Origin of the sequence: Nocardia grenadensis (genome assembly GCF_050942415.1) — a bacterium.
Taxonomy (GTDB): Bacteria; Actinomycetota; Actinomycetes; order Mycobacteriales; family Mycobacteriaceae; genus Nocardia; species Nocardia grenadensis.
In genome coordinates, this window is sequence record NZ_CP192054.1 from 4,139,781 (window position 1) to 4,164,239 (window position 24,459).

Consider the following 24,459-nt stretch of genomic DNA (forward strand, 5'->3'; position numbering starts at 1 on the left):
CTCAGCGCTTCCGGCGCGGCACCAGCGCGTACGGCGCGAGGTAACCGTTGTGGTCGAGGGCGTCGCCGGCGTCGGCCGCCGCCTTGACGACCTCCTCGTCCCAGGTCAGCCGGACCCGGCCGTCCCCGCTGTTGACCACGAGCATGAGCGCGGTCTGCCCGCCCACATTCCGGATCGACCGGTAGGCGCCGGCCGGGACCGACAGCATGTCCCACTCGCCCAGCCGGACTGTCCGGGCGTCGACGCCACGGTTGAGGGTGACCTCCCATTCGCCGTCCTTGACCATCAGTACCTGACGTTCCGCATGCCGGTGCGCGGAGACGCCGGCACCCGGCTCGGCACGCAGCCATGCGATGTTGTGCCCATGCGGATTGTGGATCCGCGGCACCTGGGTCGCGTCCTCGGTCATGCCGTAGCCGATCACCAGGCCGAGTTCGACCCCGCCGCCGGGGAGCGCGGAATCGAGCAGTGCGCGCCGGGACCATTCGATATCGTCCGGGGTCGCGATCCGTTCCCGCATCTGTTCGGCCGTGAACGGACGCAGCGCCGCGATCTGTTCGTCGCTGACCGGTTCGACCAGTTCGACACCTTCCGGGATCTCGTCCCCGGCGACGGTATCGACGAGTTTGTTGTCGGCGGTGAGGTAGAGGCCGTGCCCCTTGGCCTCCTCGAGGACCGAGGGACCCCAGATGATCCCGCCGGTGTCGTCCATGCCGAGCGCGGTGAACAGGAAGCCGTCGTCGGGGCCGATATTGGTGAAGCCGCGGAAGATCCAGGTCGGGATGGAGGCGATCTCACCTTCCCGGAGCACGAGTTCGCCCTGCTCCCCCTGCGCGCCCCATCGCAGCAGGTACTCGCCCTTGAAGCACAGGAAGACCTCGGCGGTGAAGTGCAGGTGCAGGTTGTTGGTGACCCCGTTGGGCATCGCGGCCGCGCCGATCTGGAAGCCGTGCGGTTCGCGCAGGTTGACCACCTGACCGGCGCTCTGGCTCACGCCGCGCCCGATCATCGAGTAGTTCTCCTTGCGGTCCGAGCCCGGTGTCCGGCAATCGATGAACGCCTGGTTGCAGGACACGAAGTCGGTGCGCCGGATGGTATACCGGTCCAGATCCTCGGCGGTGACGGTGACTTCGGCAGACATCTGACCTCTTCTCCTCACGGTGGGCGCTCGACACGATCGGGCGGCGCAACCACACGGACGGAAATCGCGAATTCGACAATGATTTATACGTATGCATCGTGCCGGAGCAGGCGCTCGGTGTCAACGCCCGCCAGTCGATCGGCGGCACCATCCGCCCCGTTTTCCCCGATCATGAGGGCTATTCGCCGCCTCGAGACGATCGACGCCCTCCCCGGGAAGCAGACAACAGCAGACCCGCTTACATCGACTAAGATTCGTATTCACACAACCGCACCGGTCGCTTCCACGGCGGCCGCGCACCCGATCAGGGAGATCCATGCCGATCACGAGCCGCGATGTCGCACGACTGGCAGGCGTATCGCAGCCGACCGTCTCGCGCGCGCTGCGCGGCGATCCCCGGGTCGCCGAGGAGACCCGGGCCCGGGTACAGGAGGCGGTGGCCGCCCTGGGCTATGTGCCCAGCGAGGCCGGACGCAGCCTGGTGACCCGCCGGACCAGACGCATCGGCATCGTGGTCAGCGATCTGACCAACCCCTTCTATCCGCATCTGCTCGGCCCACTGCACGACGAGCTGGAGCAGCACTCCTATCGGATGATGGTGTTCACCGAGCGGTCGGACAATCAGGTCCCGCTCGAACAGCTGGTGGACGGCTCGATCGACGGCGCGGTCCTGCTGACCAGCAATATCGACTCGCTGCTCCCGGGGGAGCTCCTGCGCCGTCGGCTACCGTTCGTCTTCCTGAACCGCGAGAGCACCCCGCATACCGCCGACGCCGCGGTGGTGGACAACGAGCTCGGCGGGCGCCTGGCGGCGAACCATCTCACCGAGCACGGCCACCGCCGAATCGCCGGAATCTTCGGTCCCGCCGCCACCAGCACCGGACGCGACCGGGAGACCGGGTTCCGCGCCGCGCTCGCCGAGGCGGGCATCGCGTTGCCGAGCGTGTTCACCCGCCGGGGCCCGTTCGAATTCGAGACCGGCTACCGGGCGATGCTGGAACTACTCGATGCCGACCCGCGCCCGACAGCGGTGTTCTGTGGTAACGACGTCATCGCGATCGGGGCGCTCAACGCTGCCCTGGCCAGGGGCGTTAGCATTCCTGGGGACATCGGCATCATCGGCTTCGACAATATTCCGATGGCCGAGTGGGAGGCATTCCGCCTCACCACCGTGGGTCACGACCTCGACGCGATGGCCGCGGCGGCCGCGCGCCTGCTCGTCGAACGTCTCGAAAAAGAGAACAGCGACGACGGCCCGCGCCGCATCGTCATGACGCCGCAGCTCATCGAACGCGCCACCGTTTCCGCCCCGCGCCCGTAACAGCGTCGGCGCTGTTCGCGGTGCCCGACACCGGCCGTCCACGTGTGGATTCAGCGCACCTCGGGCCGGTAGTGCATACGTATCATGACCTCGCCCGACAAGGCCGTCGCTCCCGCGATCCGGAAAGCCGGCACAACGGCTAACCAGACCGCTTGTGACCTAGTTAAGCCCACAAGCACGAGGTGACGGGTATGTAAACCTTACCCGGCCGCCCCAGTACGACCCCTTGTCTTTCTCGAATACATACGCATACACTCACCGGACACTGAGAGCCGCGTTACATTGCGCCGCCTCCCCCTCCCTCTCCCCCGTCCTGTGGGATCACAATCCGAAGGAGTTCAGAGTGAAGCCGAGCCGCCCCCACCGGGCCGAGCCACTCGCCGACCCCGGCGCCCCGACCTCCTGTCCGCCGCGATCGCGGGCCCGGCGATGACGGCCACCACCGCGGCCTCCCCCCGCCGCGGACATTCCGCCTGGCGCCGGATCGGCGTGCCGTACGCGCATCTGGCCCCCGCCCTCGTGGCCATCGTCCTCACGACGATCTACCCGCTGGGCGTCGCCCTGGTGAACAGCTTCCGGCACTGGCGGGTGAACGAGACCCGCGAACCCGAGCAGTTCGTGGGATTCGCGCAGTACACCAAGGCGCTGACCGACGATACCTTCCACAACGCGGTGTGGGTGACCGTGCTCTTCACCGTCATGTCGGTGGTGCTGTCGGTCGGGCTGGGCCTGATCATGGCCCTCGTCCTGAACAAGGCGACCTGGTTGAACAGCCTTACCAAGGCGCTGCTCATCCTGCCGTTCGCCATCGCCCCCGCCCTCAAGGGCTATTCCTGGCGCTTCATGTTCAACCCCGACTACGGCGTCTACGACGACATGCTCGACACCCTGCTGCCGTTCACCCGGGACATCAACTGGCTCGGTGAACCGTTCTGGGCGCTGGTCGTGGTGACTCTGAGTGAGATCTGGGGCTGGGCGCCGCTCATCGCGCTCATGTTCCTCGGCGGCCTCGGTTCCATCTCACCGGAGATCCGCGATGCCGCGCGTGTCGACGGCGCCAACCCCTGGCAGGAGTTCTGGCGGATCAAGTTCCCGCTGCTGCGGCCGCTGATCCTGATCGTCGTATTCCTCAAGGCCGTGTGGTCGGTGAAGATGTTCGACCAGGTCGTCACCACCACGGGCGGCGGTCCGGGCCGGGCCACCGAAACCCTGAACTTCTTCGCCTACGAGCAGGGCTTCACCTTCCTCGATATCGGCTACGCCTCGGCCGTCTCGTGGATCCTGGTCGTCGTGCTGGGCGTGCTCGCCACCGGATACCTGATCCTCATGGGTCGGCAGGAGCAGAAATGACCGACACCCTCGAATCCGTTCCCACCGCCGCCCGGCCGGCCCCGAAGGCGGTCCGCCGCGGTCCCTCGCTACTCGGGCGGGCAGGCAGTCTGCTACGCCTGCTGGGCACCCTCGTGATCCTGTTCTTCGTGATGTTCCCGATCCTGTGGCTCACGCTCACCGCGTTCAAACCGGATCGTGCGGTCTTCTCCACCTCGATCCTGTTCCGGCCCTCCCTCGACAACTTCCGGGCGATCATCGGCGGCCAGAACGATCTCGTGGGGCCGATGTGGAACAGCGTCATCGTCGCCGTGGTCACCACCGTGATCGCGGTACCGCTGTCCATGCTGGCCGCCTATGGTTTCTCCCGGTACAAATTCCCCGGCGCGAAACCGATCCTGCTGGGCATCGTCGCGACCCAGTTCATCCCGGGTGTCGCGATCGCGCTGCCCTTCCTCACCATGTACCGCGACCTGGGGCTGCTCGACACCCATCTCGCGCTGATCGTCACCAACCTGGCCATTGTGGTGCCGTACAACACCTGGTTGCTCAAGGGCTTCGTCGACGGCCTGCCCGTCGAGATCGAGGAGGCCGGCCGACTCGACGGCTGCGGCCAGCTCGCCCTGCTGTGGCGCGTGGTGACGCCGCTGGCCGCACCGGGCATCTTCGTCGGCGTGGTGTTCTCGTTCCTGCTGTCCTGGAACGAATTCCTCTTCCCGACCTTCCTGGCTCGCAGCAACGCGGTCACCCTCCCGGTCTCGCTGATGACGCTGGACCAGCCCGACGGTGTGCTGTGGGGCCAGATGGCGGCGGCCGGCCTGCTGGTGATGGTGCCGATGATCGTCCTGGCGACACTGGTGCGTAAGCACTTCGCGCAGGGCATGACCCTAGGAGCAGTCAAGTGAGGGCGCTGTCCGGACGACCGGAACACAAGAGACGGGGACGCGGTGTCCTGGCCTTGGTCTTCGCGACCGTGCTGGCCGTTCTGGCCGGGGGTTGTACGAGCGCCCCGGAGACCAAGAGCCTGATGGACCAGGTCGCGACGGCAGCCGTAGGGCCGGACGGCCTGCTCGACGGCAAACCCTACGACGGCACCACGATCCGCCTGCTCACCTGCTGTGCCACCGTGCCGCAGTTCGCCGCGCTGCACCAGCGCACCGCGGAGTTCACCGAGCGCACCGGTATCGAGGTCGAATGGTCGAATATCCCCTACGCGGCCTACCTGCAGAAGATCGTGGCCGAGAGCGCCATCGGTGGCGGCACCTACGACGCGCTCATCTGGCCGGACGCCTGGGGCCCGTCGCTGAAGATCGGGGTCCAGCCGCTGAACGAGGTGATGGCCGCCCACGGGGTGACCATGGACGATTTCTCCGGGCCGTTCAAGGAGGCCGCGTCCGCCGGTGATCCGGAGACAACCTACGGGATGCCGCTGCGCGGTTTCTCCTACAACCTCTTCTACCGCAAGGACATCTACGCGAAGCTGGGCCTGGAACCGCCCACGACGTGGGCGGAATACTATCGCCAGCTGGAGACGATCAAGCGGGCCACCCCGGAATATCCGGTGGCCGGTCAGTTCAACCGACGCAACGGCCAGAACCTGAACACCTGGCTGGCCATGCTGTGGAGCAACGGCGCGGAACTTCTCGACGAGAACGGCGACGCGGCATTCGACACCCCGGCAGGAGTAGCCGCGACCGAGAAGTACCTGGAGTCGTTCCGCGCGGGCTACAGCCCGCCGGAATCGTCGAACTGGAGCGAGCTGGAATCCACCAAAGCCTTCCAGAACGGCGATGCAGCCACCGTATTCACCTGGTCCTGGCATATGGAGGATTTCGTCAACCCGACGAAAGCGGCCCCCGAGTTGGCCGGCAATGTGGGCGTAGCACCGATGCCGGGCTTCCCCGGCCACGAGGCGCAGAGCTACGCCTACACCTGGCTGGCCGGCGTCATGAACACGTCGAACAACCAGGGCGCGGCCTGGGAGTACGTGAAGTGGATGACCGACGCGGCGACCGAACGCGCTATCGCGCTGGACAAATCGTCGCCGGCGACGAGCACCGGGATCACCATGCACGATTCGAACATGCTCGATCCCGAGGTCAACGCGGCCAACAACGACCTGCCCCGGCGACAATACGAAGCGCTGCAGTCCGCCCGCGCCATTCCGATGAACCTGGATTGGCCCCGGATCATGGATGTGCTGGCCGTGGCCGTCAGCAATATGGCCAACGGCGACGATGTGCGCGAGCAACTCACCGACGCGGCACGCCGAATCGACGATCTCGACTGAGCGAGCGCCCTCGCTTCCACACGAAAGCCGAATGTATGACTTTGAAAGACAGTGCCTTCCTGCCCTATGCCGATCCGGAGGAGTTCATCGTCGAGTGGACCGACCGCATCTGGGTGCAGCGCGGGGTCGGACTGATCAGGCAGAACTACGCCCCCGACGCGATCGTGCACGGCGCCTACGGCACCGGGGTCGGCGTGGAACCCGTGGTCGCCTCCACCCTGGCCAAGATCAGCGCCTTCCCGGACCGGGTGGGCCAGGCCGAGGACGTGGTGTGGGAAGCCCGCGGTGACGACGCGTTCCTCAGTTCGCATCGCATCTTCAGCAGCGGCACGAACTCCAAGCACACCGTCTACGGACCGCCCACCCATCGCCGGTTCTCACACCGGACCATCGCGAACTGCCTCTATCGCAACGGAGTGATGGAGGAGGAGTGGGTGATCCGCGACGAACTCGCCGTGGTCCAGGACCTCGGCCTGGATCCATTCGAGGTGGCGCGCACCCTCGCCTTCCGCGGTTTCACCGGTTCGGCCGCTCGCGAGAAAGCGGTGCAACCCCTCACCGCCGGCGATTCGGGCGCCCGCCCCGATACCCACCGCGACGAATGCGCCTTCGTCCTGGACATGTTCGACACCGTGCCGGGCCAGGCCATGTTCCACCGGATCGACGAGTACATCGCCCGCGATATCACCTGCCACACGGTCGGCAACCGCACGCTCACCCGGCCGCGGAACTACCAGGAATCGTGGATGGACCTGCTCGCGCCCTTCCCCGATGCCCGGATCGAGGTGCGCGACATCGTGGCCAATGATTCGGCGCCGCACGGCGGGCTGCGGGTAGGTGTCGTCTGGTGGCTCACCGGTACCTACTCGGGACTGCCGGTTCTCGGCCCGGCCACCGGGTCCCGGGTCGAAATTCTCGGGTCCTCGCAGTTCCGGCTGCGCGAGGGCCGCATCGTCGAGGAGTGGCGGGTCTACGACCAACTCGCCGTCCTGGCCCAGCTCGCCCGCGCCCGCGGCGACGAACCCACCGCGGCGGCGGCCGCCGCCTCCGCTCCGGAAAGGCAGTGACATGGCAGAAGTCAGTTACCAGAAGGCGACCCGCCGCTACGCCGGGTCCGACAGCGCCGCCGTCGACCGCCTGGACCTGGATATCGCCGACGGCGAATTCCTGGTGCTGGTCGGACCGTCCGGCTCGGGTAAGACCACCGCGCTGCGCATGCTGGCCGGGCTCGAGGACGTCGACGACGGGTCGATCTCCATCGGCGACCGCGATGTCACCTTCGTCCAGCCGAAGGAACGCGATATCGCCATGGTGTTCCAGTCCTACGCGCTGTACCCGCATATGACCGTCGGCGACAATATGGGCTTCGCCCTGAAGCTCCAGGGCGTACCGAAGGACACCATCCGGCAGAAGGTCGCCGATGCGGCGAAGATGCTGGACCTCGCCCCGTTCCTCGATCGCAAGCCCAAGGCGCTCTCCGGCGGGCAGCGCCAGCGCGTGGCGATGGGCCGGGCGATCGTCCGCGATCCGGCGGTGTTCCTGATGGACGAGCCGCTGTCGAATCTCGATGCCAAACTGCGCGTGGAGACCCGCGCCAATATCGCCTCGCTGCAGCAGCGGCTGGCCACCACCACGGTCTACGTCACCCACGATCAGGTCGAGGCCATGACGATGGGCCACCGGGTCGCGGTGCTGAAAGACGGTGTGCTGCAACAGGTGGCGACCCCGCGCGAACTGTACGACCGTCCGGCCAATGCCTTCGTGGCGGGTTTCATGGGCTCGCCCGGCATGAACCTCACGACCTTGAGCGTATGCGCCGACGGAGTCGAGATCGGCGATTGCACCGTCCCGGTGGCGCGGTCGGCGGTCGCGGATCTGCGCGAGATCGTGTGCGGGATCCGGCCGGAGACACTGCGGTTGATCGGCGAAGAAGACGAGGGCTTCGCACTCACCGTGGAACTGGTCGAGGAGCTGGGCGCGGATGCGTATGTCTACGGCACCGTGCTGAGCCCGTCCGGACCGCATCGGGTGAATGTCCGGGTCGACGGCCGGACCCCGCCACGAATCGGGCAGACGGTGCGCGTCGGTGTCCGCAACCATGAGGAAGTGCATCTGTTCCATCCGGATACGGGCGCTCGCCTGGCGGCCTGAGCTGCCCCTTCACCGTGCGCCGGCCGGGCTCCGCCCCGGCCGGCGCATTGTGCTGTCCGCGCCCGGCACGGCTTCCGGCGCGTCGGCGCAGTTCCCGGATATCCTTCCCACATCGCCGCAACCGGCACTTCCCTGGCGATGAATACGTATGTACCCTAGGTCTCATGCCACTCGATCCGATTGCCTATCAGCCCTACGCCGACCCCGACGACTTCATCCGCGAGGTCACCGATCACATCTGGATCGAGCGCGCGATCGGCCATATCAACGACAACTACGAACCGGATTCGATCGTGCACGGCGTGTACGGCACCTCCACCACCGCACGCGAGGTGATCGAGGGAACACTCATGCGGATCTCGACCACCCCGAACCGGGTGGGCCAGGCCGAGGACATCGTCTGGGAGGCCCGCGGCGACGACGCGTTCCTCAGCTCGCATCTGGTGCTCGGTACCGACCTGGAGAACATCGAATACCGCAGCCGCAATATCGCCAACTGCCTCTACCGCCGCGGCCGGATGGTCGAGGAATGGGTCGTGCGCGACGCGCTGTCGGTGGCGCGCCAACTCGGCCAGGACCCCGACGAACTCGCCCGCCGGCAGGCATTCCGCGGCTTCAGCGGTTCCATGGCCGGCCCCGCCCCCGCCGATGTGATCACCGAAGGCGGGAGCGGTCCGCGGCCGGACGATTTCCGGCCCGAGGTCGAAATGGTGCTCGAGTTCATCGACTCGGTCTGGAACAAGCGCGAACTGGAACGGGTCGAGCAGTTCTGGATCCGCGACCTGTGGCTGAACACCATCGACGATCGCACCATCGCCCGCCCCGAGGGCTATCGGCGCGCACTGCTGCGTATGCTGCGGCCCTTCCCGGGCGGCACCTTCGACATCCGGGATGTCGCGGCCAACGACTCACCCCGCTACGGCGGCCTGCGCATCGCGGTGACCTGGAAGTTCACCGGAAAGTACGACGGGATCGCCGATTACGGCCCGCTCACCGGCTCACCGGTCGAGATCATCGGCATCTCCCAGTTCCTGGTCCAGTCCGGCAAGATCGTCAAGGAGACCCGGATCTACGACGATATCGCCACCCGGTCCCAGATCTACGCCCGTCGCGGCGACGAACCGTATGTGAGCCAGAACATCTACTGATCGCCGTCCGGGTCGCCGCCGGGCGCGGCGGCGACCCGATTGCGCAGCAGCATCTGCTGCGCCATCCGCGCCAGCTCTCGCGTCGCCGGCGACAGCACCCCCGATTCCCGCTGGACCAGCGCGATGGTGTCGTACAGCGGCGGCGCGAAACTCACCACCCGCACCTCGGGCGGGCAGGCGGAACTGGTCGCGACGGCGCGCGAGATGATCGTGTCCCCGATCCCCCGCCGCACCAGCCCGAGCGCCGATTCCACCTGTTCCACCTCGATCAGCGGTTCGATCCGGTGACCCGCGAGCTGAGCCCGTTCGGCCAGTTGGCGGCGGGTCGGTTCCTTCCATCCGTAGTGCGCGTCGTAGAGGACCACCGTGGCGTGGGCGAACTGGTCGATGGTGACAGCGCTCGCCACGCGCTCCGGTACGACGGAGGCGTAGAGCACTTCGTCCCGGACCAGCGGGGTCACCCGCAGCCCGTCGGCATCGATGGGCAGTACCACCAGGCCCGCTTCCAGCCGCCCCTCGGCGACCTCCGCCGCGACCTCGACCGAGTTCATCCCCACCAGCCGGATCCGTACCTCCGGGAATCGGCGATGGAACTCCTCGGCCAGCTCGGACAGCAGATAGTACGAGGCATTGCGGAGCACGCCGAAGGTGGCCACACCGCCGGTCAGCGACCGCACCGATTTCAGCGCCGCCACCCCGCTGTCGGCCGCGGCCAGCGAGTGTTCGGCATGCGGCAGCAGCGCGACCCCGGCGGCGGTGAGGACAAGTTTGCGGCCGCCGCGGACGAATAGGATTGTCCCGTATTCGTCCTCGAGGGTCCGGACCAGTTCGGAGACCGAGGCCTGGGCGATACCGAGCGATTTGGCGGCGGCGGTGAACGTCCCGGTCCGGGCCGTGACGAGAAACGCGCGCAGTTGCCGGAGAGTCACAGGATGATCCTATGCCAAGAGCAGCAACTACCCCGGTTGTCCGGGGCCGAGCTGGTTTCTAGGTTCGAATTCGTGACCCTCTCGCCCTGGCAGACCCACAGCGTCGCCGACCTCCGCCGGCTCCTGACGGACGGAACCGTGACCAGCGCGGAGATCACCCGAACGTATCTGGATCGGATCGACCGCTGCGACGGCGCCGGATCCCCGCCGCCGAACTCCATCGTCGATATCGACCGGGCGGCGGTCGAGCATGCGCGCGCCCGGGACCGCGAACGTGCCGCGGGCCGGGTTCGCGGCCCGCTGCACGGCATCCCGTTCGTGGTGAAAACCAATATCGCCGCGGTCGGCCTGCCGGCGACGGCGGGCAATCACGGGCTCGCCGCCTACCGCCCCCGCATCGATGCCGCCGTGGTCCGCGAACTCCGCGCCGCCGGGGCCGTCGTCCTCGCCTCCGCGAACATGTCGGAATTCGCCTGGCACGGGACATTCACCGAAAGCTCCGTCCGCGGTGTCACCGCCAATATCTTCGACCCCGCTCGCAGCGCGGGCGGGTCGAGCGGCGGGAGCGCGGTGGCGGTGGCCGCGGGTTTCGCGCCGATCTCCCTCGGCACCGATTCCTGCGGCTCGGTGGTGGGACCGGCGGTGCACGCCGGACTCGTCGGTTTCCGGCCGTCCGGTGGCGCGGTCGGCCGCAGCGGCGTCATCCCGCTGTCCCCGTCCCAGGATGTCGTCGGACCGATCGGCCGGACCGTGCGCGATATCACGGAATTCGCCGACGCGATGACGGGCGGCCGGCATTCCTGGCTCGCCGGAGCGGCGGAAACCGATCTCACGGAACTCACCGCCGCCTACCTGACCTGGCCTTTCGAGACACCCTCCGGTCGCTCCGCGCCGCGCGGCCGCGACGACCGATCCGCCCGATTACGGATGCTCGCCGACCAGACGATCGACACACTCACACACGAATTCCGGCTGCGCCGCGCCGAGTTGCCGGAGCTGGACGCCGCTTTCGCCCGTGATGTGCTCACCGATAGCGGGTGGACGGACGCACGGCATTCGATCGACCGGTTCCTCGAACGGACCCCGGCCCGATACGAGCCGGCCGCCGACGTCCGGCCGGGATCCCGCCCCACCTTCGCCGACCTGCTCACCACGACGGCCCTCGACCGGGACACGGTCGCGGCGTGGCTGGCGGCGCCGCCGATACCGAACCCGGCCCACGACGCGGCCCTGGCGAAACAGCGCGCCGGGCGCCGAGCACTCACCGAACTGCTCACCCGCCGCGGCGTCGATGTACTCATCTATCCCACGGCCCCCGATATCGCACACCCCGGCTGGGCCGGGACCGCCGCGGCCGGAATCGCCTCGAACACCGGCGCGCCCTCGGTGCAGGTGCCCATCGGCGAGATCGCGGGTTTCCCGGTCGGTCTGACGGTCACCGCGGCACCCGGCCGGGACACCCGCGCGCTGGCGGTCGCCGCGGCCCTGGAGGCGGTCGCGCCGAACGCGGTACGACCGCCCGGAATCGGAACTTGAGGCCGTACCGTTCACGGAGGTCCCGAGAGGCGAGCGGTACGTGTCGGACGGGGGTGCCCGGCCGTCGGCCGCCCGCGACCGCCGCGGTTTCCGACGGGCGCGGAGGCGCGGGGCGGGGCAACCCTCCGCCACGAGCCGGGTGACATGTGGGGGGCGACCGCGGCGCTGCCTACCTCGGTGGCGATCGGGGCGGATGGCGGCCGCGGTGGACGAGTTTCCCGGTACCGGCGCCCTGATCTCTCACCCGCAGCGGGTGAGGAACCGGCGTGCGACCGGCCCTAGGGTCGGTCCGGAAGCGTGCGCACCCTCGACGAAGGAGCCGGAGATGGCCGGTACGTTGACCGTCTGGAAGTTCCCCACCGCCACCGGCGCCGATACCGCCGTATCGACATTGGGCGATCTGCAACGCCGGGAGTTGATCACCGTGCAGGACGCCGCGGTGGTGAGCTGGCCGGCGGACGCGAAGAAGCCCAAGACCCGTCAGTTGCACAGCCTGGCCGGGCTCGGTGCGCTGGGCGGCGCGTTCTGGGGCCTGCTGTTCGGGCTGTTGTTCTTCATCCCGCTCATCGGTGCCGCGATGGGTGCGGGTCTGGGCGCGATGTCGGGGTCGCTGGCCGATATCGGTATCGACGACGACTTCATCAAAGAGGTGCGCGACAAGCTGACCCCCGGTACCTCGGCGCTGTTCGCGTTGACCTCCAATGCCACGGTGGACCGCGTGCACGAGGCGTTCCACGGCCAGTCGGCGGAGTTGGTCTCCACCAACCTGTCCCATGAGCAGGAAGCCAAGCTGCGCGAGGTCTTCGCCGACTGATCTCCGGCTCCCGCCCCGCAGGAGTGCCTGTGAACACTCATCCACCGATTACCGGGCACGGGATCGTGGGCGATCGGCGGACCGCGGCGCCGGTGTCCTCGGCCGGGACGCTCCGATGAGGGATTCCGACCTGACCACTGTGCTGCACGGGCCGCTGTTCTCCCGCCGGATCCCACTGGACCGCGATAACGCCGCCAGCCGGATCAGCGCCTACATCTACGGCAACATTCTCGTGCTCACCGCCCTCGTCCCCGTGGCCACCGCCGAGAAACACCTCGGCATCCTCATCGTGGCCGGCACCGCCGTCTCCACCTTCCTGGCGCACAGTTTCGCCGAAACGGTCGCCCGCACCGTCCGCGAACAACACACCACCACCGTCGCCGACCGGGTCCGCGCCCTCCGCAATTCGGTACCGATCCTCACCTCCGCGGTCCTGCCCTGTGCCGTCCTCGCCGCCGGCCGGCTGGGCTGGCTGCAACCCCGGACCGCACAGGTTCTCGCCGAAGTGATCATCCTCGTGCGTATCGGCGGGATTGTCTTCGTCATCGGCAGACTCCGCGGCCGGCGTCCCACCCGTGCCACCGCGATCACCGCGCTGCTGCTCACCCTCGCCGCCGCCCTCGTCGTGATCGTCAAGATCGCGCTGACCCATTGACGCCGCCCCACGCGACCCGCCGACACCGCGGCCCATGGGCTTACCTCGGCGCCGGAGGCGATCGCGGCGCACCCGGTCGCGTCGCCACGGATCGGGACGTGGGCCTGCTCCTCCTGCTCGCCGGCGGCGTTCCGGGATCAGCGCGTGGAACACCTCGGCTCCCTGGTGTCGTACTCGGCGGCGGTCACGGGGAGCGCATCGAGCCGGGCCGATGGACACAGGCAGTCTGTAACCATGAACAGCAGTGACCTCGCCCGTATCCTGCACGAGGTTCTTCGCGCCGTCACCCGCGGCGAACCGGATGTCACCACACTGGCGACCTCGCTGACCGAACTGGGACTCGATACCGGGACGGTCGGCGATATCGTCGACCACGCACGTCGCGACCGGGCCGAGGTCACCCGCCTGCGCCGCCGTGAACAGGAGCTCACCGCGCTGTTCTCCAGCGCCCGTGATCTGGCCGAGGAGCGTGATATCGACGCGCTGCTGGCCAGGTTGGTGGCGCGCGCCCACGAGATGATGGGCACCGACGTGACCTATCTGTCGGAATTCGACACCACCACGCGCGACCTGCACGTCCGCAAGACGATGGGGGCGGTGACCCCGCAATTCCAGGACCTGCATGTCCCCGCCGGAACGGGACTGGCGAGCCGGATCGCCGAGACCCGGGCAGCGCAGTGGGTGCCGCGATACAGCGAGTACGCGGATGGCACCCACGAGCACACCATCGACGATGCCGTCTTCGCCGAGGGGATCATCTCCATCCTCGGCGTGCCCATGCTCTCCGACGGGACCGTGCTCGGCGTGCTCTTCGCCGCGACCCGGCAGGAACACCAGTTCACCCCCGACGAGATCGCGCTGCTCTCGGCGCTGGCCGACCACGCCTCGGTGGTGTTGCAGACCGCGAACATCCTCACGCAACTCCGGGAGTCGCAGGACCGCACTCGCGGCGCCCTGGATAAATTGACCGCGCACCTGGAAGCACGCGATCGGTCGAGCGCGGTCCACCAGGAACTCGTCCACGCCGTCCTCTCCGGCGGTGGCTTCACACAGGTCGCGCGCACCTTGGCGGCGGCGCTGGACCGGCGGGTGACGATCATCGACGCCGATTCCTTCTCGCTCGCCGCCTCCGCGGCCGCGGACCAGGAAGCATACGGCGGTGAGTCTGGCCCCGGATGTGCGTGCCGCGATCTCGCTGAGTCGTGCGAGCGGGCACTGCCGGACCGTCGCGAACAACAGATCGGTCGAGGCGGTCGCCGCCGTCACCGCCGGTGAACTCCACTTCGGAGCCCTGCTGCTCAGCCCGGGCAGCGTGGAACTGGGTCCGGTGGAGCGACGCACGATCGAACGGGCGGCTCAGGTCGCCGCTCTACTGGCCCTGCAACAGCGGGCGGTCACCGACGCATACCGCCGTGAGCGCGGCGAACTCATCGCCGACCTGCTGCATTCCTCGCCAGAGCGGCGTCGCGGCATGGACCAGCGGGCGCGCAACCACCGCCTGACGTTGTCCGAACTGCGTACGCTGCTCATCGTCGATGTGCCGCCGGCCCGGCGGACCGGGGCCGAACGCGCCGTCGCGGGTTTTCTCGGCCGCGGCGGGTTGGTGGGTGAGCACGCGGCCACCATCACCGTCATCGCATCGGCTGCCGATCCGATAGCCTTGGCGAACGATCTGCGCAGGCATCTCATCGGCGCACTCGGGGCTCCGGTGCTGGTCGTGGCCTCGCCGCGGGCCGCCACGCCCGACGAACTCCCGGACCTGTTCCGCACAGCGCAACAGACAGTGCGACTGCTGGCCGGGCTGGGCATCGACGACCGCGCGGTCGCCACCGACGCCTACGCCCCGTACACCGTCCTGTTCGGCGCCAACCCGCAAGCCCTGCAGTCCTTCCTCGATCTCACCATCGGGCCGGTCGTCGACTACGACGCCCGGCACGGCACCGATCTGCTCACCACACTGCGTACCTTCGTGCGGCACGAGGCAAGCCCGACGAAGACCGCGCGAGCGCTGAACTACCACCCCAATACGATCCTGCAACGCCTCGAACGTCTCAAAGCCCTGCTCGGAGCGGATTGGCGCCAGGACGAACACCTGTTCCGTATCTCGCTCGCCACTCGGCTGGACGAGTTGCGTCCGGTATCCCGAGCATGAACAGCAAAATATGCCCTCAGCACACTGAAATCACGGTTTCATGTGGTCATGACACATGTCGCGGGTTACAGCGCGGTCGTACCGTCGGACCCGGCAAATGTTCATCGGGGTCACGGATACCGCGCCCCCGCGATGTGGAGGGCGGCCCAGTGACCGTGAACAGCAGGATTCCGGGATTCAAGGACTCGTCCGTCGAGCACCGTCGCTCGGTGGTTTCCGAGCGGACCGGAGTAGCTGTCGCGGAGCTGGACGTTCTCGAACCCGCGCACGGCCTGGACACCGAGCATGCCGATCACATGATCGAGAATGTGATCGGAGTGCTGGGTATTCCGGTCGGCATCGCCACCAACTTCCGGGTGAACGGCCGAGATTATCTGGTCCCCATGGCCACCGAGGAGCCGTCGGTCGTCGCCGCGGCGAGCAATGCCGCACGCATGGCCCGCGAGCGAGGCGGATTCTTCACCTCCGGCACCGGTCCGGTGATGCAGGCGCAGATCCAGCTGCTGGACCTCCCCGATCCCGAGGCCGCGCGCCTGCGAATTCTGGAGCAACGCTCGACCATCGTGGACCTCGCCAACGAGCAGGACCCGACCCTGGTCCGGTTCGGCGGCGGCGCGACAGACCTACAGGTGCGCCTGGTGCCGACGCGAACCGGCACGCATGTCGTCGCGCATCTGGTGGTCGATGTGCGCGATGCGATGGGGGCCAACGCGGTCAACACCATGGCCGAGGCCATCGCGCCCCGGCTCGCGGCCGTCGCCGGCGGGCGGCCCCTGCTCCGCATCCTCACCAATATGGCCGATCGGCGAATCGTGCGGGCCCGCGCCGTTTTCGACCGTGACCTGCTGGGCGGTGAGCAGGTCGTCGACGATATCGTGCACGCCTCCGCACTCGCCGAAGCAGACCCCTACCGTGCCGCCACGCACAACAAGGGCATCATGAACGGCATCACCGCCGCGGTCCTGGCCTCCGGTAACGACACCCGCGCCGTCGAAGCGGGCTGTCACTCCCACGCCGTCGGTCCCGAGGGGCGGTACGCAGCTCTTTCGCACTTCGAGAGGACCGCCGACGGACACCTGTCCGGCACGCTGGAGGTGCCGATGGCGGTGGGTCTCGTGGGCGGAGCCACCAAGGCCCATCCCGTCGCACGGGCAGCGATCAAGATACTCGGCGTGGCGTCGGCCACCGAACTCGCGGAGGTCGTGGTCGCGGTGGGACTGGCCCAGAATCTCGCCGCCTGCCGCGCCCTCGCGGCCGAAGGTATCCAGCGTGGCCATATGAGCCTGCACGCCCGTACCGTCGCGGTCACCGCCGGAGCGAGCACCGGGGAACTCGACGCTGTCGTCGCGCAACTCATCCAGGACCGCAACATTCGCGTCGAGCACGCCGAGAAGGTGCTCACCGACCTGCGGAACGGGAGCTGAGGTGGCGCCGGACACCGAGGCCGTCCGCCGGCCCGCACCGCAGGTCCACCGCAGGCCGGATCTGCCGGCCGCGGTCCGGGTGTACGAGGTCGGCCCCCGCGACGGTCTCCAGGCAGAAGCCACTGTGGTGCCGACACCGGTCAAAGCCGAATTCTGTCGGCGGCTCGTCGCCGCGGGGGTGTCGGCGCTCGAGCTCACGAGCTTCGTCTCACCGCGATGGATCCCACAGCTGTCCGATGCCGAGCGACTGCTGGCCGTGCTGGACCTGCCCAGCGATATCCGCCGGGTGGTGCTGGCACCGAACCGCCGCGGGCTCGACAGGGCGTTGGCCGCCGGCGCCACGGAACTCGCCGTATTCGTGAGCGCGACCGAGACCTTCGCGGACAAGAATCTGCACACCACCGTCGCCGGCGCGATCGAATCCGCACGCCCCGTAGTGCACGGTGCCGGAGCACAGGGGCTTGCCACGCGCGGATACATCTCGATGTGTTTCGGGGACCCCTGGGAGGGCGCTGTCGGCACCTCGGCCGTAGCCGATATCGCCGAACGTCTCCTCGACCTGGGGGTGGCCTCGATCTCGCTGGGCGACACCATCGGGGTGGCCACGCCCGGACACGTCCTCGACCTGCTGGAAGCCCTGTTCGACCGCGGTATCCGCCCGGAGATCACGGCGATGCATTTCCACGACACCTACGGCCAGGCGCTCGCGAACGTCTATGCCGCCCTGAGCGCCGGGATCACCGAGTTCGACAGCGCCGCCGGCGGCCTGGGTCGCTGTCCGTATGCCGCCGGAGCCACCGGAAATCTCGCCACCGAGGACCTGGTGTGGATGCTGCACGGCCTCGGTATCACCACCGGTATCGATCTGGACGCGCTCATCGCGACTTCCTGGTGGATGTCGACCGTCATCGGTCGACCCAGCCCTTCCCGAGTGGTCCGCGCCCGCACCGCCTCGACATCCTGACCTGCCCGACCCCTCGACGCCGACGGAGTACCCATGCCCACCCAACCCCCGCCGACCACGGCACCGACACCGGTCGGCCCGCCCACCGCAGAGCCGGCCGCCGGCAACGAACAACCGCAGTACCTGGAGGTATGGGGTGATACCGTCGTCGGTCGCCACCTGGCCCTATCCGTGGTCATCGGCATCGGCGTGAGCCTGTCCGCACTTCTGCTGTCGGACCGGGCTTTCTCTTCGTTCGTGGCCAACGACTCGCTCGCCGACGCCTACGCTCTCCTCGTGGGGATCGCCGGATGTGTGATCGCCGGTCTGATCTGCGGGTGGCTTTTCCGTCCGAAACGGATCGTGGTCACCGAGGTGTCCGAAGACGCGGCCGTCGGCGAGGTCATCGCCGCACTGCGCGAGGAACGACACGGGCTGGGCTCGCTCGACGATCTGCCCGCACACACCCGGCGCGAACTCGACGAACTCGGGTTGAGCCGGCGGTTCACCGAAGCCGAACACTCCACCACCGGGACAGTGTCATGAGTTCGATCCTCACCAGCGATATCGCGCTGGCCATCATGCTCGCCGTGGTCGGCGCAATCGTCTTCTCGTTGATCGGGATGGTCTCGGGTACCGACGAAACCGCGACCATCGCCCCGCTGACCCTGCTGGTGATTCTGCTCGGCGCTCCCCCGGCAGGCGTGTTCACCTTCTTCCTCGCCGGAGCCGTGGCCAAACATATGACGCATGCGGCGCCGACCACACTCCTCGGTATACCCGGGGACACGATGGCGGTTCCGCTCATGCGCGAAGCGCGGATGTTACGCGCACTCGGCGTGCCCCATATCGCGCTCCGCAAAGCGATCTCCGCGGCCCTCATCGCCGCTGTGATAGCCGTCCCCGCCGCCGTACTGTTCGCCGTGCTGCTGGCCCCGGTCGCCGACACGGTCCAGTCCGCCGCGCCGTGGTTGTTCCTGCTGGCCGCCCTCGGCATCGCCTACGCTTCGCCCGGGAAATGGGCGGGCGTGCTCGCGCTCGTACCCTTCGTGGTCCTCATCCTCGGCCTCAAACAGCTCACGGCCTCCTACGATGTCGCGCTCAACATCAGTTACTTCCTCGGCATCGCCGTCGGGCCACTGATCGCCGATCTCTTCTTGTCGTTGGGACCACAGGGACGTGCCGAGATGGCACGCAAGGAGCCGGCGACGGTATGGCTGGCACCCGACGTCAAGACCTGGAAGGGCTACTTTCCCAACCCCTTCCGGATCCTCGACCGTGGCCAGACCGGCTATGTCGCGGCCACCGCCACCGTGTCGAGCGCCACCTTCGTTTTCAGTCCGGTCGCCATGACGGTCCTGATGGGTGAAGTGGTCGGGAGCCGTATCAAGCACGGCTACCGTCGGCTCACCTCGGTGATCGCCGCCCGCAACGGCACGACCGAATCCACCTATATCGCCGAAGCCCTGATCCCCCTCATCGCCTTCGGACTGCCACTGAGTCCGGTCGCCGCCGGGCCCGCCGCCCCCCTGTTCAACGCGCCACCGGTTTTCACCACCGACGACGGCAACGGCAATATCGACAACCTGTCCACCGCACTCACCAGCACCGAATTCCTGTTCTACGGACTCGCTGCCGTCGCGGTGGCCGGGCTCATCGCCTACCCCTTCGCGATGAACTTCGCCCACCGGGCCGCGACCGTCGTCGTGCGGTTCGTGAGCCATGAAGCCATCATCGCCGCCTTCGCCGGACTGGTCGTGGTGATCAGCGTGTGGGAGGGCGGGATCCTGGGACTCGCCGTGACCCTCACGGTCGGCCTCGTGGGCGGCCTGCTGTGCCGGTTCTTCAAGATCCACGCCGGAGTGTTGTTCATGGGTTACTACGTCGCGGTATTGACGATCCCCGCGGTGCTCGCTCTCTGAGCGAGCACCGACCGTCTCCGGGAAATCCGAGGGTTCCGCCGCCGCTACCGACCACGGTGCGGCGGCGGAACCATTGCCATACAGCGTCTCCACAGTCCACACCGGTAGGCAAGCGACTCGCCGATTCCGGTGTCCTGGTCGAGCATGTTCCGGCGGGGCGTCATCGAGGCCGACGGACTCGCCTCGTCAGACGGGCTCGCGTCGGCGGCGGACTCGCGGCCGGGCATCCACCCACGCCACCGTGATCCCCACGGTGCCGCTCACCCTGGTCACAGCCCTCGCTGTGGTCGTCGATATCGCCCCGGCCCGCCGATAGCGCCCCTGCGGACACGGCAGAACTTCATAGGGTTTCCCTTTGGTTATCCAAGGATTGCAATGGGTTGTCCATTGATACGGGAGGCCATACCGTCGAATCATGAAGTTCACCCCCGCCCGCCTCGCCGAACTCGAAGGCTCCTTCCAGATCCTCAAGCGCCCCGCGCTGGACCGCCCGGCCGCCCAGCGCGACCCGAGGGTCATCGCCACCGTCTCGGAGATGCTCTCCACGATCGAGCAGGGCGGCCTCGACGCGGTGCTGTCCTATGCCCGCGATCTCGACGGCTTCACCGCCACCCAGGTCGAACTCGGCGCGGCCGAACTGGCGCGGTCCGGCGATTCGCTGTCGCCCGAGCTGCGGGCGGCACTGGAACTGGGCCACGAACGGACCAGCGCGTTCGCCCGCGAAACCCGTTCGCATCTGGTGGATTTCGAAACCCGGCCGGCAACCGGCCTGACCACCGGCGTGCGCTACGTACCGATCTCCCGGGTGGGCGCCTACGTGCCGGCCGGCCGTTTCCCGCTGCTCGCCGGGGCGTTCATGACCGTCGGCGTGGCCAAGGTGGCCGGGGTCCCGACCGTCCTCGCCTGCACTCCCCCGCGCCGCGACGGCACCGCCGACCCCGCCGTGCTCTACTCCTGCCATCTCTCCGGCACCGACCGCGTCTATGTGCTGGGCGGTGTCCAGGCGCTGGCCGCCATGGCGTTCGGCCTGCTCGGTGAACCGTCGGTCGATATGCTCGTCGGCGCCGGCAACGCCTATGTGGCCGAGGCCAAACGGCAGCTTTTCGGCAAGGTCGCCATCGACCTGCCGGCCGGCCCGTCGGAGGTCGCGGTGATCGCCGACGAGACGGCCGATCCGGCCACCGTCGCCGCCGATCTCCTCGGCCAGGCCGAACACGGCACCGAATCGCCCGCCGCCCTGGTCACCACCTCGCGGCAACTCGGCGAAGCGGTGATCGCCGAGGCCGACCGGCAACTGGAAACCCTGAAGACCCGCGAGATCGCCGGACCGGCCTGGCGCGACTACGGGTCGGTGACCTGGGCCAAGGACCCCGCGACCGCCGCGGCCCTGATGGACGATCTCGCGCCCGAACACCTGGAGATCCAGACCGCCGACGACGAGTACTACCACAACACCCTGCACAACTACGGCTCGATCTTCCTGGGCCGCTGGAGCACGGTGGCGTACTCCGACAAGGGTATGGCGGGCACCAATCATGTGCTGCCGACCGCCGGTGGCGCCAAGCACAGTGCGGGCCTTTCGGTCTCCCGCTTCCTCAAGCCGCTGACCTACCAGCGCGTGGAGCGGTCGGCCACCCCCGAGGTGGCCGGTGCCGTCGAAACCATCTCGCAGTACGAAGGTATGGCCGCTCACGAGGCGACCGCGACCCTCCGCCTCGATGCCTACCGGGCCGGCGAGGCCTGAAATACGCCCCGGCGGGCCGTCGGCCCGCGCGGCCGTAACCGGCGTGCCCCCACCCCGAATCACGCGAGGTGGGGGCACTCCGATTCTCGAGCTCAGGGCCACCAGAGCGCGACCGTGAGCCCCAGCAGACCCAGCACCAGCTGCATCAGCGTCAGGTCAGCCATCCACCGGCCGCCCCCGCGGGCCCTCGGCACTGCCCCAGCGGTGACCGCGCGGGTAGAGCCGGATCGGGGTGATCAATGCCGCGTGCTCGGCGACCAGCTGCCGCACCGATTCGGCGTGTTCGAAACCTGGTACGACCACTGCCCGCGCACCGAACTCGCTCGCATGCCGAACCAGCGCCAGCACGGTCACCAGCGGACGCGCGTCCGTGTACACGGTGTACACGAGCCGATATCCGTGCCGCCGCGCCAACTCGTGCAGGTCCACGGTGGGAGTGGGAACATCACGCCTGACCAGACCGATCGCAGCCGGACTCTCAGCACTGACCACGCGGGCCTCCCGCGTCCGCGCACCATCGCCGCATCGCGGACGCGATGAACTCCAACTTCTCGATCGGCGGCAGCACCGCCGCGGGCCCGTCCGGAATCCGCGTGACCCCGGGGGTTCGAGCAGGTAGCCGGTCCGGACACGCTTGGCTCGGCCGACCGCGCCGTAATCCTTTGGCATACATGAGTGATCCACTGCTCCTGGCTAGTCTTGGAGGGCACCCGGCGCAGGGTCCAACAGGGCATCAGCGACCAAACTGTGAATGATGGACCACCAGTTCGCGGCGCTCCTGGCGTTGATCTGGTGTCCCCCAGCACTTCTGAGGGGTGGCCTGCGCCGGGTGCGTCCTCAGTAGACAAGAGCTCCAGCGGGTTTGGAAGCTTCCGATATCTCAATTTCTGAGAAAATCTGCAACATTCCAGTTTTCGCCCTCCCGGCATTCCAATTCGAGGCACACTGCCTTCCAATGCGGGATGCGGAGGCCCGCGCAAAGGGGAGTGGGATGGCAGATAGGGAGACCGACAGCACTTTCGCGCGACGGACGCTGGGGAGGCAGCTACGACACCTGCGCGAGACTTCGGGGGTCAGCGTCCAAACGGCCAGGCAGGCCATCGGGGTGGGTCATCAGACCCTGTGGCGCTTGGAGACCGGACAGTCCACGCGAATCTCGGCCTTGCAGGTGCGAGAGCTGTGTCGAATCTACAAGGCGCCTGACGAGGTCAGGGATGTTCTTCTGGACCTTCTGAGTGGACTGTCGTACAAGTCGTGGTGGCACGCCTACCGCGAAGCGGTACCGAAAGATTTCGACCTCTACCTGGGTCTGGAGGTTGCGGCCAGTCGATTCCTGACCTACGCCCCGACCCTGCTTCCAGGGCTGGTCCAGACCCAGCCATACCGGCGGGCAATGATCTGGGTATCGAATCCGGGAATGCGCACCGTAGAGGTAGAACAACATATCGAGATCGCAACCCGTCGCCAGTCACGGGTGCACGATGATCCCGGCCTGACAGTAGAGGTCCTGGTGAGCGAGGCTGCCTTGCGGCACCGGATCGGGGGACCCGCTGTAATGGCCGAGCAACTGGAGTATCTCGCCGAGTTGAGCGAGCTTCCGAATGTGTCGGTCAGGGCCATCCCGTTCATTGCTACTCACGTGGGCCTCGACGCAGGATTGTTCGTCCTGCTGGAGTTCCCACCGCATCGAACACCGTGGCTCTCAGAGCCGCCGGTTGTGTACGTTCAGGGCTACACCAGCGACCAATACCTCGAGCGGCCGGAGGAAATCGACCGATATCAGATGGCTGCCGCCGACATCAGGCGCGTCGCGCTCGATGAAGACCGAACCCGAGACCTGGTGCACAAGATAGCGAAGGAGCACCATGAACAGCGCTGACCTACCCGAGGCCCGGTGGTTCAAGAGCAGCCGGAGTTCCGGCACCAAGGAGTGCGTCGAAGCCGCGCATCTGAGCGGAGGTCTCGTCGGCGTGCGCGACTCCAAGAATCCGACCGGCCCCGCTCTGATCTTCACACCTGGTGAATGGGACGCCTTCCTGGCGGGCACCAAGTCCGGAGAGTTCGACCGGTCGTAGCCCTCGACCAATGAACCACCGGCCCGAGGCCGGTCACTCGGTCGCCGCGACTGCCTCGAGACGGGGCCGTGACGGCGACCGAGTCGTTTCCGCTTCCGGCCGGCCCACCCGTATCCCTCGGCTTGCTCGACCGGCCGATGCCTACGGGACCGCCTCCTGAGTACGCGGAACATACTGGGCCAGTGGGCAAGTCAGAGACTGTGAGTAGTTTCGCAGCCATGTCCGCCCAACCGTCGAACCCGCACGACGCGTATTTCCGGCACGTCCTGGCCCGCCCCGCCGACGCCGCCTCGGAACTTCGTACCGCGCTTCCGGATGCCCTCGCCCGGCGGATCAACTGGAGCCGACTACAACTGCAACCGGGTAGCTCGTCTCCACCGAACTACGCTCCCGATACAGCGATCTGCTCTATCGCACCCACCTCGACGGCCACGCGGCGTACATCTATCTTCCCCGTAACACAGACCTCGGCTCCGATATGCTGGAGCTGGTCGACGACCTGCGAGCCCTGTCGGCAGGACCGAACCCGATAAGCGACCTCCAGGCTGTCATGACCTACATACTCATAGTGGGCGAAACCACCGAAGAAGGTCTGGACCCGTTGATCGAGCAACTCGGTCCCCGAGCCAAGGAGGCAATAGTGACCACAGCCGAACGGCTCCGCGCCGAGGGCCGCGCCGAGGGCCGCGCCGCAACGTTGATCGAGTTGCTGACCGTAAAGTTCGGATCGGCACCGGAGACAACGATTCGCACGATCCGCGCTGCCGCCCCGGACCGCGTCGACACCTGGCTCCATCGCCTGATCACCGCCACCACGCTCGATCAGGTTTTCGCCTGAGGGCCACGGCCTCCTCGACCGTATGCGCGTTCCGTCGTCGGCCGGGC

Annotated in this window: 24 protein-coding genes; 21 read left to right on the forward strand and 3 right to left on the reverse strand. The window is 67.7% G+C overall.

All coding sequences use genetic code 11. The features are described 5' to 3' along the window. Nucleotide 1 precedes the first annotated feature (1 nt). Nucleotides 2-1,141, reverse strand: coding sequence for a cupin domain-containing protein (locus ACQPYS_RS18845; protein ID WP_063038765.1), 1,140 nt, complete (start codon nucleotides 1,139-1,141; stop codon nucleotides 2-4). Between the two features lie 316 nt (nucleotides 1,142-1,457). Here ACQPYS_RS18845 and ACQPYS_RS18850 point away from each other — a divergent pair, with 316 nt between their 5' ends. The 7 genes from ACQPYS_RS18850 to ACQPYS_RS18880 all read left to right on the forward strand — a co-directional run bounded on the left by ACQPYS_RS18850 (nucleotide 1,458) and on the right by ACQPYS_RS18880 (nucleotide 9,380). Then, complete coding sequence (locus tag ACQPYS_RS18850; RefSeq protein WP_433490352.1) at nucleotides 1,458-2,462, forward strand: LacI family DNA-binding transcriptional regulator; 1,005 nt, start codon at nucleotides 1,458-1,460, stop codon at nucleotides 2,460-2,462. Nucleotides 2,463-2,891: 429 nt separating this feature from the next. Next, on the forward strand, nucleotides 2,892-3,812 hold the full coding sequence (locus ACQPYS_RS18855) for a carbohydrate ABC transporter permease (protein ID WP_433490353.1): 921 nt from the start codon (nucleotides 2,892-2,894) through the stop codon (nucleotides 3,810-3,812). Beyond that, nucleotides 3,809-4,696 (forward strand): carbohydrate ABC transporter permease, encoded by an 888-nt coding sequence (locus tag ACQPYS_RS18860; protein ID WP_063038771.1) that lies wholly within the window; start codon nucleotides 3,809-3,811, stop codon nucleotides 4,694-4,696. The genes ACQPYS_RS18855 and ACQPYS_RS18860 overlap by 4 nt, the downstream gene beginning before the upstream one ends. Then, on the forward strand, nucleotides 4,693-6,081 hold the full coding sequence (locus ACQPYS_RS18865) for an ABC transporter substrate-binding protein (RefSeq protein ID WP_157107338.1): 1,389 nt from the start codon (nucleotides 4,693-4,695) through the stop codon (nucleotides 6,079-6,081). Before ACQPYS_RS18860 ends, ACQPYS_RS18865 begins: the two co-directional genes overlap by 4 nt. A gap of 35 nt (nucleotides 6,082-6,116) precedes the next feature. Next, complete coding sequence (locus ACQPYS_RS18870) at nucleotides 6,117-7,148, forward strand: ester cyclase (protein WP_433490354.1); 1,032 nt, start codon at nucleotides 6,117-6,119, stop codon at nucleotides 7,146-7,148. Nucleotide 7,149: 1 nt separating this feature from the next. Then, nucleotides 7,150-8,232, forward strand: coding sequence for an ABC transporter ATP-binding protein (locus ACQPYS_RS18875; protein WP_063038777.1), 1,083 nt, complete (start codon nucleotides 7,150-7,152; stop codon nucleotides 8,230-8,232). A 164-nt stretch (nucleotides 8,233-8,396) separates the two neighbouring features. Beyond that, nucleotides 8,397-9,380 (forward strand): ester cyclase, encoded by a 984-nt coding sequence (locus ACQPYS_RS18880; protein ID WP_063038779.1) that lies wholly within the window; start codon nucleotides 8,397-8,399, stop codon nucleotides 9,378-9,380. Here ACQPYS_RS18880 and ACQPYS_RS18885 read toward each other — a convergent pair. Then, nucleotides 9,374-10,309 (reverse strand): LysR family transcriptional regulator, encoded by a 936-nt coding sequence (locus tag ACQPYS_RS18885; RefSeq protein WP_433490355.1) that lies wholly within the window; start codon nucleotides 10,307-10,309, stop codon nucleotides 9,374-9,376. The genes ACQPYS_RS18880 and ACQPYS_RS18885 overlap by 7 nt on opposite strands. 3 nt (nucleotides 10,310-10,312) lie before the next feature. Here ACQPYS_RS18885 and ACQPYS_RS18890 point away from each other — a divergent pair, with 3 nt between their 5' ends. From ACQPYS_RS18890 to hisD, 10 genes are all read left to right on the forward strand, one after another. Then, the gene (locus ACQPYS_RS18890; RefSeq protein WP_433490356.1) at nucleotides 10,313-11,845 is read left to right on the forward strand and encodes an amidase; all 1,533 of its coding nucleotides are present in this window, start codon (nucleotides 10,313-10,315) and stop codon (nucleotides 11,843-11,845) included. Nucleotides 11,846-12,170: 325 nt separating this feature from the next. Further along, the gene (locus ACQPYS_RS18895; protein WP_433490357.1) at nucleotides 12,171-12,659 is read left to right on the forward strand and encodes a DUF1269 domain-containing protein; all 489 of its coding nucleotides are present in this window, start codon (nucleotides 12,171-12,173) and stop codon (nucleotides 12,657-12,659) included. A 115-nt stretch (nucleotides 12,660-12,774) separates the two neighbouring features. Further along, nucleotides 12,775-13,314, forward strand: coding sequence for a hypothetical protein (locus tag ACQPYS_RS18900; protein ID WP_063038785.1), 540 nt, complete (start codon nucleotides 12,775-12,777; stop codon nucleotides 13,312-13,314). Between the two features lie 234 nt (nucleotides 13,315-13,548). Then, complete coding sequence (locus ACQPYS_RS18905; RefSeq protein ID WP_433490358.1) at nucleotides 13,549-14,589, forward strand: GAF domain-containing protein; 1,041 nt, start codon at nucleotides 13,549-13,551, stop codon at nucleotides 14,587-14,589. Continuing rightward, nucleotides 14,474-15,466 carry a PucR family transcriptional regulator gene (locus ACQPYS_RS18910; protein WP_433490359.1) on the forward strand — a complete coding sequence of 331 codons (993 nt, stop codon included), beginning with the start codon at nucleotides 14,474-14,476 and terminating at the stop codon, nucleotides 15,464-15,466. The genes ACQPYS_RS18905 and ACQPYS_RS18910 overlap by 116 nt, the downstream gene beginning before the upstream one ends. A 149-nt stretch (nucleotides 15,467-15,615) precedes the next feature. Further along, on the forward strand, nucleotides 15,616-16,890 hold the full coding sequence (locus ACQPYS_RS18915) for a hydroxymethylglutaryl-CoA reductase, degradative (protein ID WP_433490360.1): 1,275 nt from the start codon (nucleotides 15,616-15,618) through the stop codon (nucleotides 16,888-16,890). A gap of 1 nt (nucleotide 16,891) precedes the next feature. After that, nucleotides 16,892-17,854, forward strand: a complete 963-nt coding sequence (locus ACQPYS_RS18920) for a hydroxymethylglutaryl-CoA lyase (protein WP_063038789.1) — start codon at nucleotides 16,892-16,894, stop codon at nucleotides 17,852-17,854. Nucleotides 17,855-17,887: 33 nt separating this feature from the next. After that, nucleotides 17,888-18,379 (forward strand): hypothetical protein, encoded by a 492-nt coding sequence (locus ACQPYS_RS18925; RefSeq protein ID WP_433490361.1) that lies wholly within the window; start codon nucleotides 17,888-17,890, stop codon nucleotides 18,377-18,379. Then, nucleotides 18,376-19,755 (forward strand): tripartite tricarboxylate transporter permease, encoded by a 1,380-nt coding sequence (locus ACQPYS_RS18930; protein ID WP_063038793.1) that lies wholly within the window; start codon nucleotides 18,376-18,378, stop codon nucleotides 19,753-19,755. Before ACQPYS_RS18925 ends, ACQPYS_RS18930 begins: the two co-directional genes overlap by 4 nt. A gap of 415 nt (nucleotides 19,756-20,170) precedes the next feature. Beyond that, entirely contained in the window at nucleotides 20,171-21,499 is a 1,329-nt protein-coding gene (hisD, locus tag ACQPYS_RS18935) for a histidinol dehydrogenase (protein ID WP_433490362.1), read from the forward strand. A gap of 156 nt (nucleotides 21,500-21,655) precedes the next feature. On the opposite strand, the gene ACQPYS_RS18940 is transcribed toward hisD, so the two are convergent. Beyond that, the gene (locus tag ACQPYS_RS18940) at nucleotides 21,656-21,991 is read right to left on the reverse strand and encodes a hypothetical protein (protein WP_433490363.1); all 336 of its coding nucleotides are present in this window, start codon (nucleotides 21,989-21,991) and stop codon (nucleotides 21,656-21,658) included. Nucleotides 21,992-22,490: 499 nt separating this feature from the next. Between ACQPYS_RS18940 and ACQPYS_RS18945 the strand changes: the two genes are divergently transcribed. The 4 genes from ACQPYS_RS18945 (at nucleotide 22,491) to ACQPYS_RS18960 (ending at nucleotide 24,412) form a co-directional block, all read left to right on the forward strand. Then, the gene (locus ACQPYS_RS18945; RefSeq protein WP_431940282.1) at nucleotides 22,491-23,378 is read left to right on the forward strand and encodes a helix-turn-helix domain-containing protein; all 888 of its coding nucleotides are present in this window, start codon (nucleotides 22,491-22,493) and stop codon (nucleotides 23,376-23,378) included. Beyond that, complete coding sequence (locus ACQPYS_RS18950; protein ID WP_431940283.1) at nucleotides 23,365-23,574, forward strand: DUF397 domain-containing protein; 210 nt, start codon at nucleotides 23,365-23,367, stop codon at nucleotides 23,572-23,574. The genes ACQPYS_RS18945 and ACQPYS_RS18950 overlap by 14 nt, the downstream gene beginning before the upstream one ends. 218 nt (nucleotides 23,575-23,792) lie before the next feature. Next, on the forward strand, nucleotides 23,793-24,107 hold the full coding sequence (locus tag ACQPYS_RS18955) for an Rpn family recombination-promoting nuclease/putative transposase (RefSeq protein ID WP_433490364.1): 315 nt from the start codon (nucleotides 23,793-23,795) through the stop codon (nucleotides 24,105-24,107). Next, a complete protein-coding gene (locus tag ACQPYS_RS18960) occupies nucleotides 24,053-24,412 on the forward strand; it encodes a hypothetical protein (RefSeq protein WP_433493166.1) in 360 nt (119 codons plus the stop codon). The genes ACQPYS_RS18955 and ACQPYS_RS18960 overlap by 55 nt, the downstream gene beginning before the upstream one ends. Nucleotides 24,413-24,459: the final 47 nt, after the last annotated feature.